The organism is Gordonia sp. NPDC003429, assembly GCF_053588575.1.
This window is the reverse complement of the sequence record NZ_JBSFQF010000003.1, coordinates 63791-82614: the sequence shown is the minus strand read 5'-3', so window position 1 is coordinate 82614 and position 18824 is coordinate 63791. Positions and strand designations below refer to the sequence as shown.

Sequence of the window (18824 nt, the reverse complement as noted above, 5' to 3'; positions counted from 1 at the left end):
GCAGAGGTCATCGGCCGCGGTGCGGGTTCATTTCTCATCCCTGCGTGCGTGCCACCGGCGTGGCGCAGGGGGATTGGGATGAGGGGGATGGGGAGAGGGTGTGCTCAGGGAGCCCAGGTGCGTGGCGCGGTGCCCGCCTCCTCGACCGACGGTGCATTGACGCGGTGGGCGCGGTTGACCGCGGACACCACCGCCCGCAGGCTTGCCGTCGTGATCGACGATGCGACTCCGACGCCCCAGACGGTTTCGCCGTTCACCTCGGTCTCCACGTACGCCGCGGCACTGGCGTCGCCGCCGGCGGTGAGCGCGTGCTCGCTGTAGTCGAGCACCCGCACGTCGAAGCCGACGGTCGCGAGTGCGTCGACGAACGCCGCCAGCGGACCGTTGCCGCTACCCGAGATCTCGCGTTCGACGCCGTTGACCTTCACCACCGCGCTGATGTGATCCTCGCCGCCGTCGACCTCGGCCGCATCGACGCGCTGCCGCATCCGCTCCAGCGGGCGGATCGGGTGCAGGTACTCGTCGGCAAAGACATCCCACATCTCCTTGGGCGACACCTCGCCACCCTCGCCGTCGGTGATCTTCTGGATCTCGCGGCTGAACTCGATCTGCAGGCGTCGCGGCAGGTTCATGCCGTGGTCGGCCTTCATGATGTAGGCGACGCCGCCCTTGCCCGACTGGCTGTTGACGCGGATGACGGCCTCGTAGTTGCGGCCCACGTCCTTGGGGTCGATGGGCAGGTAGGGAACCTGCCAGACGATGTCGTCGACGTCGGCGTCCGCGGCGTCGGCGTCGAACTTCATCTGATCGAGGCCCTTGTTGATCGCGTCCTGGTGGCTGCCCGAGAATGCGGTGTACACCAGGTCGCCGCCGTACGGGTGGCGCTCGGGGACGTTGAGCTGATTGCAGTACTCGACCGTGCGACGGATCTCGTCGATGTCGGAGAAGCTGATCTGGGGATCCACCCCGCGGCTGAACAGGTTCATGCCCAGGGTCACCAGGCATACGTTGCCGGTGCGCTCGCCGTTGCCGAACAGGCAGCCCTCGATGCGATCGGCGCCCGCCTGGTAGCCCAGTTCGGCGGCGGCGACGGCGGTGCCGCGGTCGTTGTGGGGGTGCAGGCTCAGGATGATGGAGTCGCGACGGGCCAGGTTGCGGCTCATCCACTCGATGGAGTCGGCGTAGACGTTGGGCGTCGCCATCTCGACGGTCGCGGGCAGGTTGATGATCATCGGATTCTGCGGTGTGGGCGCGATGATCTCGGTGACCGCGTCGCAGACCTCTTTGGCGTAGCTCAGTTCGGTGCCGGTATAGGACTCCGGGGAGTACTCGTAACGCCAGTTGGTGTCCGGGTAGCGCTGCTGCTCCTCGAGTACCTTGTGCGCCGCGTGCGTGGCGATCGCGGTGATCTTGTCCTTGTCGGCGCGGAACACCACGCGACGCTGCAGCACCGACGTCGAATTGTAGAAGTGCACGATCACGTTGGCCGCCCCGCGGCAGGCCTCGAAGGTGCGCTCGATCAACTCGTCGCGGCACTGGGTGAGCACCTGGATGGTGACGTCGGCGGGAATGGCGTTGTCGTCGATGATCTCGCGGACGAAGTCGAAGTCGGTCTGGCTCGCCGACGGGAAACCGACCTCGATCTCCTTGTAGCCCATGCGGACCAGCAAGTCGAACATGCGGCGCTTACGCGCGGGGCTCATCGGGTCGATCAGCGCCTGGTTGCCGTCGCGCAGGTCCACCGCGCACCACAGCGGGGCGCGGGTGATGGTGGTGTCGGGCCAGGTGCGATCGGGTACCGACACCGTCTCGACCTCGTCGGCGAACTGGCGGTAGCGATGTACCGGCATCGCGGAGTTGCGCTGGGTGTTCCAGGAGGGCTGGCCGTCGGGGATGGGGCCGGACGGTTCGACGATGCGACTCGCGCCCGAAGTAAAGGTGTCTGCTGCTGGTGCCATGATGGTCGATCTCCGAGTGGATCTAGGGGGAGGTGACCGGCACGTCGAAAGGCCCGCGGCGGAGGGCCGGTCGTGTCAGACCCCGCCGCGGCATCCGAGAAGGAGCGCGCGATGCATGGGTGTGAATGTACTCCTCGGGCCGGTCGCGGATCAAATGCCCGTCGGTCGTTCGTTGAGTGACGGGGTACTGACGGTCTCTTTGGGCGGGCATTACTGAGGGCATTTCTGGGTGAATTCTCAGCCGGCACAAAGAAATCTAGGGTTGTCTTCGTTCTCGTCGAGCTCGATTCGACACGATGTCCCCGCCGGTCGCGGCGGGTGTTCGGTGGACGAAAGGTGAGTGCATGTCTCGTATGACTTCAGGAGTAGTGGCCCGACGGATCGCAGTGGCGATCGCGGGAGTGGGCGCCGCGACGGCCATCGCCGCCGGAGGTGTTGCCAACGCCGCACCCGCACACCCGCACAAGGCAGCACCCGCGCCCACCACGATGGTGCCGGGTACCGCATGCACGCTCGCGCAGGTGGAGCGCGCGCTCGGTGCCGAGGACCCGCAGCTATGGCACGAGATCTCGAGTCATCCGCGCGCCAAGCGTCACTTCGAGGAGACCATCGTGCTCACCCCCGAGCAGCGCAAGCAGCGCCGGCTGGAAGCCGAGAAGCATCATCCCGAGCGCGCCGAGATCATGAACTTCCTGCGTGACCACGGCATCGGCAAGAAGGATCGCACCGAGCACCGTGCCGCGATCAAGAAGGCCATGGAGACCTGCGGCAACTACAAGTGATCGACCACAGGTGACCCACCGGTGGGGTCAGTCGGCGGCGTCGAACGACTGACCCCACCTGCCGGTGAACGCGATCTCGGAGAGCGGTAGCCGTTCACGCGGCCACGAGTCGCGTTCGCGGATCGCCTCGGTCAGCGTCGAGGGGTCTGTGGCCAGGCGTCCCACGGCCAGGATCACCATCGGTTTGTGTCCGTCGGGAATCGCGAATGCCGCACGCGCGGCGGCTTTGTCGAAGCCCTCCATGGGGTGGCCGTTGAGTCCGAGGGCCTCGCACTGCAGAGTCATCTGTCCCAGGGCCAATCCGAGGTCGACCGCGCCGTAGGTGTCGGGGGCCGGATCGTCGGGAGTGTCGGTGGTGGACAACAGGATCAACGCCCCGGCCGCCGGCGCCCAGCTCTTGTTGCCGCGGTTGAGCGTCTCGACGAGGGTGTCGAATGTGTCGTCCCCGCGCACCCCGACGAGGAACCGCACCGGCTGGATGCGACCCCAGGTGGGAGCCCACCGTCCTGCGTCGAGGATCTCGGTCAGTTCGTCGGCGGTGACGGTGGACTCGGGGTCGAACCCGCGGGCGCTCCAGCGCTGTCGGATCAAAGGATGCACGAAAACGACGCTACTGCGGGTCGATGATGTCCTCGCGCACGGAGGCGCGGGGTGTGCGCATCACCACAGCCAGGACCACCGACAGCACGGTGAGAGCGATGACCGATGCGAGTGAGGCGGCATGGATGCCGTCGACGAAAGCCGACTTCGCGGCATCGGCCAGCGGTGCTCCGGTGGCGCCCATTCCGTCGGCCGTGTGCAGCGTGTCGCCGAGGGTGTCGCCGAACGCCCAGCCGTTGGTGTGCTCGCGGAACACCAGCGTGGCCAGCGATCCGAGCAGCGCCAGGCCGAGCGCGGTGCCGAGTTCGAAGCTCGTCTCCGAGATGCCCGACGCCGCGCCGGAACGCTCCGGCGGTACCGATCCGACCACGACGTCGGACACCAGACTGAACTGGATGCCGTAGCCGATGCCCGCGATCGACGTGAACACCAGATAGATCCAGATTGGACTCGTCATCGACAGCCACAGCAATCCGACGTTGCCGACCGCCGCGAGGACGAGTGACCCGACGAATGCGGTGCGTGCGCCGATGAGTGCGGCCACCCGGGTGGCGCCGATGGAGAACACCGCCACGGCCACGGCCATCGGAAGTCCGGCCAGCGCCGCCGTCAACACGTCGAACCCGCGCACCGATTGCAGGTAGACGCCGGTCAGGTACGACATGCCGCCGAGCGCCATCATCCCCACCAGTGCCACTGCGATCGACGCGCTGAACACCACGTTGCCGAACAACTGCAGGTCGAGCAGCGGGTGGGCGGCGCGCCGTTCGTGGCGCAGGAACAGCACGAACATCAGCATCCCGAACGCGCCGAGCGCGATCACCGGGCCGTGCACTCCCTCAGCGGCCAGCGTCTTGACCGCGTACACCACCGGCAGGATGGCCAGCATCGACAGCGCCACGCCGAGGAAGTCGAACGGGTCGCCGCTACCGGTGCGGTATTCGGGCACCAGACGCGGTGCCAGCGCGAACAGCACGGCGAGCACCGGCACGTTGATGAGGAACACCACGCCCCACCAGAAGTGGTGCAGCAGAACCCCGCCGACCACCGGGCCGATCGCCGATCCGCCGGCAAACGACGCGGTCCACACACCGATTGCGCGGCCGCGTGCGCGGGCGTCGGGGAACATGTTCGCGATGAGCGAGAGGCTCGACGGCATCAGGGTGGCACCACCGATGCCCATCAGTGCCCGCGCGGCGATCAGCACGCCCGCGGTGGGGGCGAACGCGGCGATCACCGAGGCGATACCGAAGATGGCCGCACCGGCCAGCAGGATGCGGCGCCTGCCGATCCGGTCGCCGACATTGCCCATCGTGATCAACAGGCCCGCGATCAGGAAGCCGTAGATGTCGAGGATCCAGAGCTGCTGGGTGGCGCTGGGGTCCAGCGCGTTGGTGATCGACGGAATCGCGAGGTAGAGGACGGAGAAGTCCATCGAGACCAGCAACACGGGGAGGGTGAGCACCGCCAGTCCCCACCAGGCGCGTCGATCGGCGGCCGAGTGGTCCCGGGTGCGCTGATCGGACGGCCGGACGGCGACGGACATGATGACTGACTCCTTGGTGGACGTGCTTCGGTTTGGTGATGGACGTGCTGCGGTGACTGTGTTTCGGTGGTCGGGGTTTCGGTGGTCGGGCGAATGCGGCGCGTACGCCGTACGCCATTCGACGGTACGGAAGTGAGTACGCTGTACGCAAGAGCTTTATTCCGGACGTACGTCCTGATCCAGGCCACGTTTCTCGGGAGTGATGGCGTTTGACCACGCAAACGGCCAAGTTGACCGCGTCGGCCATCGTCGACGCGGCCATCGACGTGGCCGCTCGCGATGGGCTCGACGCGTTGTCGATGCGTCGGATCGCCGACGAACTCGGGGTCGGGGCGATGTCGCTGTACCGCCATGTCTCCGACAAGGACGCCCTGCTCCAGGCGATGGTCGTCGAGATCGGTCGCAGATATCCGTATCCGGTCCGCGACGGGGTGTCGCGGACCTGGCGGGAGCGGGTGGCCGTTGCCGTCGACATCGACTGGGAGCTCTACCAGCATCATCCGTGGGTGGTTCTGGCGTACTCGGTGCCGCGGTACGGCCTCGGGGCCGATTGTCTCGAGGGTCTCGAGTGGCTTGCCGAGGGATTCACCGAACTCGGCGTCGACGGCGCCCGCGCGGTGGAGATGGTGCTCACCCTCTGGAACTTCATCAACGGTGTCGCGCTGATCACGGTGAGCGAGCAGTTGTTGCGAGCCGAGGCGTCCCCCGACGTCACCGGTGGTGTCGCCGACCTTCTCGACGGTGGCGAGGATGCGGCGTCGGACCCGCGGCTTGCGCAACTGCCCATTCTCGCCGCGCTGGCCCGACGGGGTGGGGTGGCGCAGCTCGCCGACCCCCGGGTCGGACTCGATGCCGGCGTCGCCTATCTGTGTGCCGGTTTCGAGGCGAGCGCGGGCGCGACGACCACCGAAACGTGACGGTCGGGGACTGCCGCGAGCGGTCGAGCGTGCCCAGATCCCGGTCGAGCGTGCCCAGATCTGGGTCGAGCGTGCCCAGATCTGGGTCGAGCGTGCCCAGATCTGGGTCGAGCGTGCCCGGATTCTCGTTGAGCGTGCCCGGATCTGGGTCGAGCGTGCCCAGATTTTGGTTGAGCGTGCCCGCGGATGGTCGGGTCTCACATGGCGTGCGGGTACACCGTGAGCATGTGTGCGCCGAACCAGGCGGAGCCGATGACCATTGGAATCACCACGGCCATGGCCGCCGACGTCCGCCACCGCGCCAGCACGATCGCCAGCGGGAGCAGCAGCACGAATGCGGGCAGCAGAAGTCGGGCGCGGCTGATCATGAGGCCACTCGAGAGCAGGATCGACGCCACCACCAGCGTGCCGTAGAGAAGCACCGGCCACGGCAGCCGCGACCAGACGGCGACCATCACCAACACCACCGTGGCGATGATGATCCAGGCGGTGGCCACCGGAGCCACCTCGCCGGAGTTGACCAGCGAGTCGTTGACGAAATTGAACGTGACCGCCCCACCGTCGAACCGGGTGTCCCAGCCTTCGGTCTGGATGCGGAACCAGCCGGTGGGTGATCCGGTGTGCGCCCAGACGACGGCAAGGTAGCCGAGATACCCGAGCGGACTGAGCACGATCGCCGCCCAGATCCGTGCGCCCTCGCCACGGAGCGAACGCGTCGCCGGATCCGTCACCAACGCCACGATGGCCGCCGCGACGACGACAGTGATCACCACGATCGCGGTCGGCCGGACGGCGCCGGCCACGAGTGCGGCCACCCCGGCCAGCAGCCAGCGACGCTCCAGGACCCCGACCAGCGCCCAGACCGCCAACGCACAGAACATCGCCTCGGTGTAGGCCATGTTGAGTACCACCGACATGGGGGTGGCGGCGAAGATCGCCACCAGAAACAGTCCGACACGCCGGGGGGCGACGTCGAGGTCGCGAACGAGTGGCGATCGGTGGGCCATCAGACGCACCGACCGGGCGCCCAGCCGGGCGGTGCCGGCGGCGGCCAGGCAGCCGAACAGCAGGCTCAGGGTGAGCGCCGCACCGAACGGACTCACCAGCGGAAGCCGCGCCAGCGCACCGACGAGATACGGGTAGCCGGGAAAGAACGCGTAGGCGGTGTCGGCGGTGTGCAGCCCACGGGCATCGGTGAGGTCGAACGGGATGTCGGCGTAACCGTGCTCGGCGATGGCGAGCATCCACTTGCCGTCCCACACCGTCAGTGCGCGGCCGAGCGTGGTGTCGCGCAATGCGGTGAAACGCCACAGCACGAGGACGCCGACCAGGCGGATGACCAGAAACACCCCGACCGCGAGGACCCAATCGGGAACACTCCCCGTCGCCGACCCCGCGTCGCGGGCCGAGCGACGCGGCGCATCGGCGTCGGGGCCGGACCGTGCGGACCGCGACCGGTGGCTCTTCTCGTCCTGGGCCCTGCCGTTCTGTCCCGACAGCGCCGGTGCGGTCGACTCGCGCGATGGCGACCCGGGTTGGCGTCGCGGTCGCGTGGCGCGCGCGCCGGTATCACTGGACACGAAAGCGATGGTAGGGGACCGCTGCAGGTCGGGGGCACCGCGGATCGGTCGGCCGACGGTGGCGCCGGTAAGGTTGTTGCGGCAGACAGATCAGTAATCCCGATCCGACCCAACGCCTGGAGGTAGTCGAACGTGGCACTCGTCGTGCAGAAGTACGGTGGATCCTCGGTCGCAACGGCCGAGCGCATCCGCCGTGTCGCCGAGCGCATCGTCGAGACCAAGAAGCAGGGCAACGACGTGGTCGTGGTGGTCTCGGCCATGGGCGACACCACCGACGAACTGCTCGACCTCGCCCATCAGGTCAACCCCGCACCGCCGGACCGCGAGATGGACATGTTGCTCACGTCCGGGGAGCGGATCTCCAATGCGCTCGTCGCGATGGCGATCAGCTCACTTGGTGCGCGAGCGCAGTCGTTCACCGGTTCGCAGGCCGGTGTGATCACCACCAGCAGCCACGGCAAGGCCAAGATCATCGATGTGACGCCCGGGCGGGTGCGTGCCGCACTCGACGAGGGCAACATCGTGCTGGTCGCCGGATTCCAGGGTGTCGCGCAGGACACCAAGGACATCACCACGCTGGGGCGCGGCGGCTCCGACACCACCGCGGTGGCCCTCGCCGCGGCGCTCAAGGCCGATGTGTGCGAGATCTACACCGATGTCGACGGCGTGTACACCGCCGACCCGCGGATCGTGCCCGACGCCCGCCGGCTGGAGACGGTTTCCTTCGAGGAAATGCTGGAGATGGCCGCCTGCGGCGCCAAGGTCTTGATGCTGCGGTGCGTGGAATACGCCCGCCGATACAACGTTCCGGTTCACGTGCGCTCGTCGTACTCGACCAAACCCGGCACCCTGGTGGCCGGTTCGATGGAGGACATTCCCGTGGAAGAAGCCATTCTGACCGGTGTGGCACATGATCGCAGCGAGGCCAAGATCACCGTGGTCGGACTCGACGACAAGCCCGGCTACGCGGCCAAGGTGTTCCGCGCCGTCGCCGATGCCGAGATCAACATCGACATGGTGTTGCAGAACATCTCGAAGGTGGACACCGGCAAGACCGACATCACGTTCACGCTGCCGCGCGAACTCGGGCCGACCGGCGTGGAGAAGCTGACCCGGCTCCAGCACGAAATCGGTTTCACCGAACTGCTTTACGACGATCACATCGGCAAGGTGTCGCTGGTGGGCGCGGGCATGAAGAGCCATCCCGGCGTCACCGCCACATTCTGCGAGGCGCTCTCCGACGCCGGGATCAACATCGAACTGATCTCCACCTCGGAGATCCGGATCTCGGTGCTGTGCCGTGACACCGAGCTCGACGACGCGGTGCGCGCGCTGCACACCGCGTTCGATCTCGGTGGCGACGAGGAAGCCGTCGTCTATGCCGGCACCGGTCGATAGGGGGAGTGTGATGGGAGCACGTATCGGAGTAGTGGGTGCGACCGGTCAGGTCGGTGGGGTGATGCGAACCCTGTTGGCGGAGCGGAAGTTTCCTGCCGACGAGATCCGGTTCTTCGCGTCGCCGCGCTCGGCCGGCCGAAGACTGCCGTGGGGAGATGGCGAGATCGTGGTGGAGGACGCGGCGACCGCCGACCCCACCGGACTCGACATCGCCCTGTTCTCGGCGGGCGGCACGATGTCGCGCGAGCAGGCACCGCGCTTTGCCGCCGCGGGTGTCACGGTGATCGACAACTCGTCGGCGTGGCGCAAGGATCCCGATGTGCCGCTGGTGGTTTCGGAGGTCAACGGCGAGTTGGCCCAGAATCCGCCGAAGGGGATCATCGCCAATCCGAACTGCACCACGATGGCCGCGATGCCGGTACTCAAGCCGCTGCACGACGCGGCCGGTCTGCAGCGCCTGATCGTCTCGTCGTATCAAGCGGTTTCCGGTAGCGGACTGGCCGGTGTCGAGGAGCTCGCCGGCCAGGCGCGGGCGGTGATCGACGACGTGGAGAAGCTCGTCTACGACGGGTCGGCGGTGAGCTTTCCGGCGCCGAACAAGTATGTCGCGCCCATCGCGTTCGACGTGATCGCGCTGGCCGGTTCGCTGGTGGACGACGGGTCGGGTGAGACCGACGAAGATCAGAAGCTGCGCAACGAATCGCGCAAGATCCTGGGTGTGCCCGACCTGTTGGTGAGCGGTACCTGCGTGCGGGTTCCGGTATTCACCGGTCACTCGCTGTCCCTCAATGCCGAGTTCGCGCAACCGCTTTCGGTCGCCGACGCCACCGAGATCCTGTCCGGGGCGCCCGGTGTCGCGCTGGCCGACGTGCCGACGCCGTTGGCCGCCGCCGGTCGTGACGAATCGCTGGTGGGCCGTATCCGGCAGGATCCCGGTGTGCCGGACGGTCGTGGACTCGCACTCTTCGTCTCCGGTGACAATCTCCGAAAGGGAGCGGCACTCAACACCATTCAGATCGCCGAACTCCTCGTCTCCTGACCTTCGACCCCTTCTCTGCGACCCCCTCCGATAGGTGATGCCCAATGTCCACGCCCACTGACTCCCCGGCGCTGGCCGACCGACTCGGCCACTATTACCGCGTCGACGACACCTACGTGGTGGGGCGCGAGAAAGTCCGTGAGTACGCCCGCGCGGTGCAGGATCGGCATCCGGCCCACAAGAACGAGGCCGCCGCTGCGGTTCTGGGCTATTCGGGTTTGGTGGCGCCGCTCACGTTCACCGCGATCCCGGCGATGACGGCCAACCGGCAGCTTCTCGAGACGATCGTCGTCGGCTACGAGACATTTGTGCAGACCGAGCAGGTCTTCGAGCAGCACCGGCCGATCGTCGTCGGCGACGAACTGAGTACCGACGTCGAACTGACCGGTGTGCGGCGCATCGCCGGGCGCGACATGTTCACCATCACCAACACATTCACCGACGCCGCAGGCGAGACCGTGCACTCCATGCACACCACCGTCGTGGGAGTCGGGGGCGACGACGTCGACCCGGCCATGACTGCCGCCGCGCGCGCCATCATGGTGCACGACGTGAGTGTGCCTTCCAAGGACATCCTCGACGAGGAGTACCACAAGACGGTGCGACCCGAAGGGCTGCAACGGATCTCCGCTGTCGGTACCGAGCGGACACCTGGCACCCCACGCTTCGAGGACGTGGCCGTCGGCGACGTGGTGCCGCTGTACGACGCGCGCATCTCGCGTGGTGATCTGGTCAACTATGCCGGTGTGTCCGGCGATGGCAACCCCATCCACTGGGACGAGCCGATCGCCAAGCTCGCCGGCCTGCCCGACGTGATCGCGCACGGGATGCTCACGATGGGACTGGCCGCAGGCTACGTGTCCGCGTGGTCGGGCGATCCGGGCGCGCTGACCCGTCTCGCGGTGCGGTTGTCCTCACCCGCGGTGGTCCCCGCCGCCGGCGGCGACATCGAGTACACCGGCAAGATCAAGTCCCTCGACCCGGAGACGCGCACCGGCGTCCTCATCGTGGGCGCAAAGTCGTTGGGACGCAAGATCTTCGGTCTGGCCACCGCGACCATTCGGTTCAGCTGACCGACGCTACGCAGTTCATTCTGGTGGATGGCTTGATCCGGATCGCGAACCGTAACACCACCCATTGCTGAGATGCCCCTCACGTAACTCGCCTACTGTGGGGTAGGTTACGGACCTATGGATAACTGTCGGGGTTTGAAATCTGTCCTGTCCTTCTTCTTGACGCGACGTCGGCTGACGTTGGCTGCGGCGACCTTCGTCGCCGCAGTGAGCGCGACGACCGCGGTGGCGGCGCCTGCGCATGCCGCCGACTTCTACACGCCGCCCGCCCGGTTCGCCGAGACACCCGGTGCGGTGATCCGCAGCGAGCCGAGTCCGCTGTTGCTGCAGATACCGGGCCTGCCGAATCAGTGGCCGGGCACCGCCACGCGCATCATGTACACCTCGCGCTACCAGGACGGAAAGCCCGCAGCGGTGACCGGCACCGTCGTCGAACCCACTGCGCCGTGGCGCGGAAAGGGACCGCGGCCCACGGTGGTGATCGGCCCGGGCACCGTCGGTCAGGGCGACCAGTGCGCCGGTTCCAAACTGATGAGTTTCCCGATGGCGATCGATCCCGCCAAACCGAGCATCGCGTTGAACTACAGCGGTCTGGAGATGAACCTGCTGCTGATCAACGGTGTGCGCGTGGCGATCACCGACTACATCGGCATGGGCACGCCGGGTGTCCACACCTACGTCAACCGGCTCGAATCCGGGCAGGCGATGATCGATGCGGCGCGTGCGGCGCTGCGCGTCGCCAAGGTTCCGCAGAACTCGCCGGTGGCGTTCTCCGGGTATTCGCAGGGCGGCGGCGCATCGGCGTCGGCGGTGGAACTCGCCCCGACGTATGCCCCCGAACTCAACGTCAAGGCCGCGTACGCCGGGGCACCCCCGGCCGACCTGACCAAGGTCATCGATCAGATCGACGGCACCTTCATCGTGGGTGGGATCGGCTATGCCATCAACGGTCTCGAGGCCCGCTACCCCGCACTCGCCACGGTGATCGACAAGGAAACCAACGCGCGTGGCCGTGGGGCGCTGCGGCAACTGTCCACTCAGTGCATCGGTGACACCGGTCTGACCTTCGGATTCCAGCGCACCAGCTCGTGGACGCGGTCGGGACAGCCGCTGTCCGCGGTGATCAAGCGGTATCCGGCCGTCGCCAAGATCGTCGACGACCAGCGGATCGGGCGACTGCGCCCCACGGCTCCGGTGCTGCTCGAGGGTGGGATCAACGACGACGTCATCCCCTACGGGCAGGTCGCGCAACTCTACCGGGACTGGCGCGCACAGGGCGCCGACGTCTCGATGGTGACCAACACCATCCCGCCGATCTTCCCGGGGCTGGTGGTCAACCATGGCCTGCCGTTGATCACCACACTGCTGCCCGGGACCAACTTCTTGCTGACACATCTCAACAGCTGATCGGGGGTCGGCCGAAATCATCGGGCGCGCAATGGTTGCCCGTCGGGCGGGGATGTGGTTGCTTCGTTCGATGCCGACAAATCCGAGGCCCCGCCGGGGACTGACGCGAACAACGCTGATCATGGTGACGGCGGGACTTCTCGCGGCAGTGGGCGCGCTGGTCGGAACGGGCTCGGTATCGGCCGCGCCCGGTGCGTGGACCACGTATTCGGCGGCACCCGCTCCGGGCCCGGCGACCGGGTTGGGACCGGCGGGCACATCGCTGATGCACGGGGATCTCTGGTCGACCGACAGCACGCAGAACCCGGGTCCGGGCGCCGGCGCGCACGTCGCGGCGTCGTCGGTGCCGGGTGGGGCGTGTGCGGCGACTTTTCTCGGCAGCGACGGGATGCCGGTGGCGTTGTGTACGCAGTTCGTCAGCACCGCGCCCCCGGCGGTGGTGATCCCGACTGTGACGCTGTTCGATCCGCGGACAGCCGCGCCCCTTGCGCGGCTGGCACTAACGAAGGGACGTGGCCTGCTCGGCGGCGTGTACGGCTATCTCGACGATCGGGACCGGGTGGTGGTCGGGGACGCGTCGGGCACGGTCCTGCGAGTCGCACATCGGCGCACGGCCGCCGGGTGGCGGTTGTTCGTGTCGCAACGCATCGATGTATCGCGGTGGGTGCCGGCCGGCGACGGGATCACGGCGCTGGCGCCGGCGTGGCCCTCACACGGCGGAACAGGACGCAACCAGGTGTGGTTCGCCACCACCCACGGTGTGGTGGGCATCGTCGATGATGCCGGCCGGGCCCGGACGATCCGGTTACCGCGCGGCGAGGATCTGGGCAACGGGCTGTCGGTGCGCGCGGGTGGGGTCTCGGTGATCACCACGCATGCGCTCTACGAGGTGCGCACCGGCGGCGATGGTGCGCCACAGATCGTCTGGCGACGTGCCTACGATCGTGGTCCGGCTCGTCGGCCGGGGCAGCTCACCTGGGGATCTGGCACCACGCCAACATATTTCGGGCCGGGCGGGGATGGTTGGGTGGCCATCGTGGACAACGTGGAGCCGCCGAATCTGATCGTCTACCGCAGCGCGGACGGGTCGCAGGTCTGCCGGATGAGGGCGTTCGGAACGTCGGGTCCGGGCACCGAGAACTCTCCGATGGCGTGGGGTGATTCCCTCGTGATCCCGAGTACCTACGGATACGAGTACCCACCGCAGGCCGTCGACGGTCCGAGTGTGCCGGCCCGGGCAGCTTTCTCCGGTGGCGCCACCCGAATCGACGTGAGCGCGCACGGTTGCCGGCGGATCTGGGAGAGCAGCGACCGCCTGGCGTCGCTGCCCAAGCTGTCCCGGGCCGACGGACTGATCCACGCCCTCGGGTACGGACCCTACGTGCCCGGCGCGATCGCGCACACCGGCCCCGTCTTCTACGTTGCCATCGACTTCGCCACCGGACGGCGGGTGATGAACCGACAGGTAGGTGTCGCGCCCGCAGACGAACCGCTTCAGCTGACGGGCACGATCGGTCCGGATGGGTCGCTGTGGCAGGCCACGATCGGCCGGATGCTCAAGGTCGCCCGCTGACCGTCGTGTCGCACACGGCGGCAGGCGGTTACGCGATGCCCGACGGTGCCTGCAACTCGATGCCCGCATCGTGTTCGAGGTCGGCGGCCACCTCGGTCTCGATGTCGCTGCGCTGCTGGACGGTGTTGATCACCACGTAGTACAACACCAGCGCGAACACCGCCACGATCAGCGCGTCCCAGTCGTCGGGCAGCTTCTTCGCGGAATGGTCGCCGTAGTTGCCCAGATAGCTGATGACGAGGATGCCGGCGAACCATGCCCACATCCAGATGCCCGAACTCCACCGCGCGCGCGAGAGATCGACCGATTTGGCTCCGCCCAGGCCGGCCAGTCCGAAGATCGCCTGTCCGATCAGCAGGCCGACGATCAGTTTCCACGTGGTGTCCCAGCCACCCCAGTAGATGATCAGATTGGCGAAGATGAAGCCGAGTGGCAGCATCACCTGTGGTGCCGGCAGACGGTAGGGATGAGTGCGGCCCGGGTCGCCCTTGCGTAAGGCGCCCAACGATATCGGTGCGAAACCGTACATGATCGCGGTGGCGCCGGTGATCACGGACACCAGTTGCTGCCAGCTCGGCGCCGGAAGCAGGAACAGGATGCCGAACACCGTGGCCACGATGATCGACCACACCGGGACTCCGCGCTTGGATACCTTGGTCATCGCGGATGGCAGGCCGAGTGCGTAGGAGATGCGCGCCGTTGTGCCGACATAGATCAGTCCGGTACCGCCGGGTGAGACGATGGCGTCGATGATGAGGATGACGGCCAGCCAGGTGACCCCGGCGGAGATGGCCAGCGTGTAGTAGGGCCCGTAATCGCCCTTCCCGATCGGGTTTGCCCAACCGTTCTGGGCCAGTTGTGCCGGATTGAGCGCGCCCACGAACGCGATCTCGAGGCCGATGTAGACGAGGGCGCCGATGACCATCGCCAGGATGATCGCCTTGGCGACGTCCTTCTGCGGGTTCTTGGCCTCACCGGCCATCTGTGTCGCCTGCTCGAAGCCCTGGAGTGCAAACACCACACCTGCCGGGAGTGCGGCGAAGATGCCGTGGAAACCGAACGGGGCGAATCCACCTCCCGCGGTGAAGTTGGAGATGTGGAAGTTGAGTGCGATCAAGGTGACGATCGTCAGCACCGGAACGAAGATCTTCCATAGGACAATACCGGTGTTGCTGTCGGACAACAGTTTTGCGCCGCCAAGGTTGATGAAGGCGAAGATCCCCATCGCGATCACGCCGATCACGATGCCCGCGACGGTGAGCGTGCCGTCGCTGTGTACCAGTGGGAAGTTCTTACTGACGTCACCGATCGAGTTGACGTAACTGAGGGACGCCTCGACTTCGAGGGGCGCGATCGCCACGGCCTGCAGATAGGTGGTCCAGCCCGCCGTGAATCCGGCGAAGCCGCCGAAGGCGTAATGCGGGTACCGGGAAGTGCCACCGGCCACGGGGTAGGCAGCACCGAGGTCGGCGTGGATCAGCGCCAGCACCATGAGCATCACCGCCGCGAGCACCCATGAGATCAGCGACCCGCCACCGCCCGCGATGGATGCAGCGGTGAGTGCGCCGAGAAGCCAGCCAGAACCGATGATGGACCCGAGTGACACGAACGACAGCCCCCAGAAGCCCACGGTACGGCGTAACTGGGTGGATTCGCCCGCAGACGATTCGACGATGACCTCGGACATGCGGAGCCCCTTGGGTGTGGTGCGGAAGCCGTCGACACAGCAGACGGTGGACGTGGCGTCAGTCAAACACCGCAGCACGCACCAGTCATCGGTCAGCCCGGGAAGGGTAACGTGAAATTCACGTAGGAGCGGATTCTTCAAGGCGCGGTTGGCAATTCGCAAACGGATGGTCAAAGCGGACATCGAATGCGCAGATCGGGCATATCGCCGACGCCCACGCGTGGCAGGATCGGGCATATGACCGATCCGTCGACCGCCCCGGGCGCCGGGGACTCCGAGCACCGCCCGACGCAAGCCGAGCTCGACGCCGAGGATCTCGCGGAACTGCGGCGCACGTCGACCGATCGGGATCGAGCCGAGTTGTATCCCCGTCCCCGGTCGGAACCAGGTGCGCCGCCCGCGGCGCTGGTGACACATGCGCGAGTGGTGTGGTGGGCGGCGGCCATCGCGTGCCTGGTCTGCGTGGTCTACGGATTCGCGCACCTGGGTCAGATCGAGGAGTTGCTGCGCGCGCGACTTCTCCAGGGTGCTGCACAGGGCTCATCGTCGAATCGGCTGACGCCCGAGAAGGCCGACAGCCTGGCGCACACCCTTCCGGTACCGATGTTGATCGCGGCGGTGCTGTTTCTGGTGGTGGAGTACATCACGCTCGTGGCGACTGCCACACACCACAGCCGCGGCAGCCGCAGTGTGTTCCTCACCCTGGTGGTGGTCAACGTGCTGTGCATCCCGATCGGCCTCGACCTGCTGTTCCGCTACGACGAGCTGTGGTCGGCGATCGTCGTCATCGGCTGGATGCAGGCAGCGCTGCTGGTGGTGGCAGCGGTGATGACGTTACGGCGTTCGGTGGATCGGTGGCTGCCCGAGTCCACGCGCATCCGGCCCGGCCGGATGATGCGCAACCGCACCTGACGTCGTCAGGAGCGTGCGGCGATCTCCTTGAGGAACGCGGCCTCGTCGATGCGGGTGCTGCGACCGTCGGCGATCACCACCTCGCCGTCGACCATCACCACGTCGACGATCGACCGCGATCCGGTGGTGAGCAGCGATGCTCCCGGGTCGCGGACCGGCAGGGTGGCGTAGTCACGGTCGAACCGGATCAGGGTGAGGTCGGCCGGGCCACCGACGCTGACCCCGCCGATCACCTCCGGCAGCCCGAGCGCCACATTGGCTCCGCCGCAAGCGATGTCGAGCATCTCGCCGAAGCCGAGAAGATCGGCGCGACGATGTACCGCGCGCTGCAGGTAGGCGCCGATGCGGAAGGTCTCGAGCATGTCCTGGGTGTCGTTGCTGGCCGCGCCGTCGACACCGAGCCCTACCCCGAGTCCCCGATCGAGCATCGCCGGGATCGGCGCCACACCACTGCCGAGTCGCATGTTGGACAACGGGTTGTGCGACACCGCCACCCCGCGCTCGGCGAGGATGCGCTGGCCCACCTCGTCGAGTTCCACGCAATGCACCGCCAGCACGCGATTCCACAGGAAACCGTTGTCGTCGAGGTACTCCACCGCGCCGACGCCGGCGTGCTCGAGGCACATCCGGTCGTCGGTGGGTGTTTCGAGCAGATGGATCGACACCGACATGTCGCGGGCCTGGGCGAATTCGCGCAGCCTCACCATGCCCGGTTCGGTGAGCGAACGCGGGTTGGGTACCGCCAGGGCGATGTCGATCACCGAACCCGACACCTGCTCGCGGAGATGATCGACGTGGTCGAGTACGTCGTCGAGCGGCTGCATCAGCCGCGGCTCGAATCCCCACTTGCGAGTGGCGTCGGGCCGGTCGGCCACGCCACGTCCGAGGACCGCGCGGATCCCGGTGTCGCGCAGGGCCGAGATCACCGCGCCGTGCACCTCGGGTGACGGGTGTGGCCACATGTGCTCGACCACCGTGGTGGTCCCCGACCGCAGCATCTCCAGGCATGCGGCGACCGCAGCGGTGTAGGCCCGCTCCGGTGTGATCGCCACCGACTCCTCGCCGACGGCCAGCAACCATTCGAGCAGTGGGGTGCACTCGGCGATGCCCCGCATCAGCGATTGCTGCAGGTGGGTATGTGTGTTGACGAAGCCGGGAATCAGGAATCCGCCTGTCGCAGTGATAGTTTCACTGCTTCCGGCGTCCGGGGAGCCGGCGGCGTCGATGGCTGTGGCGTCGATGGCCGTGACAACACCGTCGACAACCCGTACGTCCCGATGCGGCAGCCAGGTGCCGCCCGAGTAAACGGTCACATCACTGAATGTGGTGGGCCGCCGCTCCGGCAGCACCTGGTCCGCTGTCATCGGTGGGTCACTTCTTGTCGAAGTTCGCCGACAGGCGCTGGGTGATGTAGTCGGCGGCGGTGATCGGCGGGTAGGTGCCGGCCGCGCTCTCGATCAGCACGTCGGTGTTCGCCTGGGCGAAATAGGCGATGGTGTAGCGGGGTCCGCTGTACTCACCCCGTCGCGGCGCGCGCACCCGGTGGAAGTTCGACGGCAACCGGTCATCGCTCCACCGCATCAGCATGTCGCCGATGTTGCAGGTGATCGCATCATCCGACGGCTCGACCGGCGTCCATGCCTGGCCCTGCGCCTCGGCGCCCGGCAACACCTGCAGCCCGCCCTGCCCGCTGCGCTGGAACAGCAGCGTCAGCGCATCGAAGTCGGTGTGCGCACCGGCGCGCCACACGTTCTCCTGGTCGAGCATCTCGTCGGGGAACGCGTAGTAGTGCAGCAGGCGCAGCGTGCTCTGGTAGGTGGGTGACTCGGGATCGTGTGCCCGGGTGAAGAAGTCGCGGTCGAGGCCGAGTTTCTCCGCGAAGCAGCCGAGCAGGTTCATCGCGATCTGCCAGCACTTGTGCTCGAAATCTTCGATGGTGGAACGGAATCCGGCCAGTTCATCCTCGCTGGGCCACAGACCTTCCATGCGGGGACGGGTGAACTGGTAGGACTCCTTCTGGTCGGGGGTGCCCACCGACGGCCGCACCTGACTCATGAACTCCCAGCCGGCGTTCTGCCCCTTCTTGAGCGGGTACTGCTCCTTCACCTCGCGCGGGAGGGCGAAGAACTTGGCCGACATGTCGAAGGCGTGTGCCACCTCGGCCAGGTCAATGCCGTGGTCGACCACCTGGAAGAAGCCGATATCGGTTGCCGCGGACCAGAGTTCGTCGGCGATCTCACTGCGCCGGCGATCGAAGTCGGCGAGGCTGATGCGGCGGACCTCCCGGTCGGTGGTCTCGGTACCCAGGCCACCCATGGCGGCCTCCCGGTTCAGTTCGGTCATCGCGTAGTC

Annotated in this window: 15 protein-coding genes; 8 read left to right on the top strand and 7 right to left on the bottom strand. The window is 67.1% G+C overall.

Features of this window, described 5'->3' with window-relative positions; genetic code table 11:
• Positions 1 to 104: 104 nt before the first annotated feature.
• The gene (leuA, locus tag ACWDSI_RS05680) at positions 105 to 1958 is read right to left on the bottom strand and encodes a 2-isopropylmalate synthase (protein ID WP_449755920.1); all 1854 of its coding nucleotides are present in this window, start codon (positions 1956 to 1958) and stop codon (positions 105 to 107) included.
• A 353-nt stretch (positions 1959 to 2311) separates the two neighbouring features.
• Here leuA and ACWDSI_RS05675 point away from each other — a divergent pair, with 353 nt between their 5' ends.
• The gene (locus ACWDSI_RS05675; RefSeq protein ID WP_449747333.1) at positions 2312 to 2740 is read left to right on the top strand and encodes a hemophore-related protein; all 429 of its coding nucleotides are present in this window, start codon (positions 2312 to 2314) and stop codon (positions 2738 to 2740) included.
• 27 nt (positions 2741 to 2767) lie between these two features.
• Here the strand turns inward: ACWDSI_RS05675 and ACWDSI_RS05670 are convergent, their stop codons facing one another.
• Positions 2768 to 3340: a nitroreductase family protein gene (locus ACWDSI_RS05670; protein WP_449747334.1), complete on the bottom strand. Its 573-nt coding sequence runs from the start codon at positions 3338 to 3340 to the stop codon at positions 2768 to 2770.
• 10 nt (positions 3341 to 3350) lie between these two features.
• Positions 3351 to 4886: an MFS transporter gene (locus tag ACWDSI_RS05665; protein WP_449755919.1), complete on the bottom strand. Its 1536-nt coding sequence runs from the start codon at positions 4884 to 4886 to the stop codon at positions 3351 to 3353.
• 209 nt (positions 4887 to 5095) lie between these two features.
• Here ACWDSI_RS05665 and ACWDSI_RS05660 point away from each other — a divergent pair, with 209 nt between their 5' ends.
• Positions 5096 to 5803 (top strand): TetR/AcrR family transcriptional regulator, encoded by a 708-nt coding sequence (locus ACWDSI_RS05660; RefSeq protein ID WP_449747336.1) that lies wholly within the window; start codon positions 5096 to 5098, stop codon positions 5801 to 5803.
• A 197-nt stretch (positions 5804 to 6000) separates the two neighbouring features.
• Here ACWDSI_RS05660 and ACWDSI_RS05655 read toward each other — a convergent pair whose 3' ends face one another.
• Positions 6001 to 7302: a hypothetical protein gene (locus ACWDSI_RS05655; protein ID WP_449756038.1), complete on the bottom strand. Its 1302-nt coding sequence runs from the start codon at positions 7300 to 7302 to the stop codon at positions 6001 to 6003.
• A 213-nt stretch (positions 7303 to 7515) separates the two neighbouring features.
• On the opposite strand from ACWDSI_RS05655, the gene ACWDSI_RS05650 reads away from it, so the two are divergent.
• The 5 genes from ACWDSI_RS05650 (at position 7516) to ACWDSI_RS05630 (ending at position 13873) form a co-directional block, all read left to right on the top strand.
• The gene (locus tag ACWDSI_RS05650) at positions 7516 to 8781 is read left to right on the top strand and encodes an aspartate kinase (protein ID WP_449747337.1); all 1266 of its coding nucleotides are present in this window, start codon (positions 7516 to 7518) and stop codon (positions 8779 to 8781) included.
• Positions 8782 to 8791: 10 nt separating this feature from the next.
• Entirely contained in the window at positions 8792 to 9820 is a 1029-nt protein-coding gene (locus ACWDSI_RS05645) for an aspartate-semialdehyde dehydrogenase (protein ID WP_449755918.1), read from the top strand.
• A 44-nt stretch (positions 9821 to 9864) separates the two neighbouring features.
• On the top strand, positions 9865 to 10893 hold the full coding sequence (locus tag ACWDSI_RS05640) for a fused (3R)-hydroxyacyl-ACP dehydratase subunits HadA/HadB (RefSeq protein ID WP_449755917.1): 1029 nt from the start codon (positions 9865 to 9867) through the stop codon (positions 10891 to 10893).
• 180 nt (positions 10894 to 11073) lie between these two features.
• Entirely contained in the window at positions 11074 to 12300 is a 1227-nt protein-coding gene (locus ACWDSI_RS05635; RefSeq protein WP_449756037.1) for a lipase family protein, read from the top strand.
• A gap of 121 nt (positions 12301 to 12421) precedes the next feature.
• Positions 12422 to 13873, top strand: coding sequence for a hypothetical protein (locus ACWDSI_RS05630; RefSeq protein WP_449755916.1), 1452 nt, complete (start codon positions 12422 to 12424; stop codon positions 13871 to 13873).
• Between the two features lie 28 nt (positions 13874 to 13901).
• Here ACWDSI_RS05630 and ACWDSI_RS05625 read toward each other — a convergent pair whose 3' ends face one another.
• Entirely contained in the window at positions 13902 to 15626 is a 1725-nt protein-coding gene (locus ACWDSI_RS05625; protein ID WP_449755915.1) for an APC family permease, read from the bottom strand.
• Between the two features lie 171 nt (positions 15627 to 15797).
• On the opposite strand from ACWDSI_RS05625, the gene ACWDSI_RS05620 reads away from it, so the two are divergent.
• Positions 15798 to 16472, top strand: coding sequence for a hypothetical protein (locus tag ACWDSI_RS05620; RefSeq protein ID WP_449755914.1), 675 nt, complete (start codon positions 15798 to 15800; stop codon positions 16470 to 16472).
• Positions 16473 to 16477: 5 nt separating this feature from the next.
• Here the strand turns inward: ACWDSI_RS05620 and ACWDSI_RS05615 are convergent, their stop codons facing one another.
• Both ACWDSI_RS05615 and ACWDSI_RS05610 read right to left on the bottom strand, forming a co-directional pair.
• Positions 16478 to 17836, bottom strand: coding sequence for an amidohydrolase family protein (locus ACWDSI_RS05615; protein WP_449755913.1), 1359 nt, complete (start codon positions 17834 to 17836; stop codon positions 16478 to 16480).
• Positions 17837 to 17843: 7 nt separating this feature from the next.
• Positions 17844 to 18815 carry an isopenicillin N synthase family dioxygenase gene (locus ACWDSI_RS05610; RefSeq protein WP_449756036.1) on the bottom strand — a complete coding sequence of 324 codons (972 nt, stop codon included), beginning with the start codon at positions 18813 to 18815 and terminating at the stop codon, positions 17844 to 17846.
• Positions 18816 to 18824 lie beyond the last annotated feature (9 nt).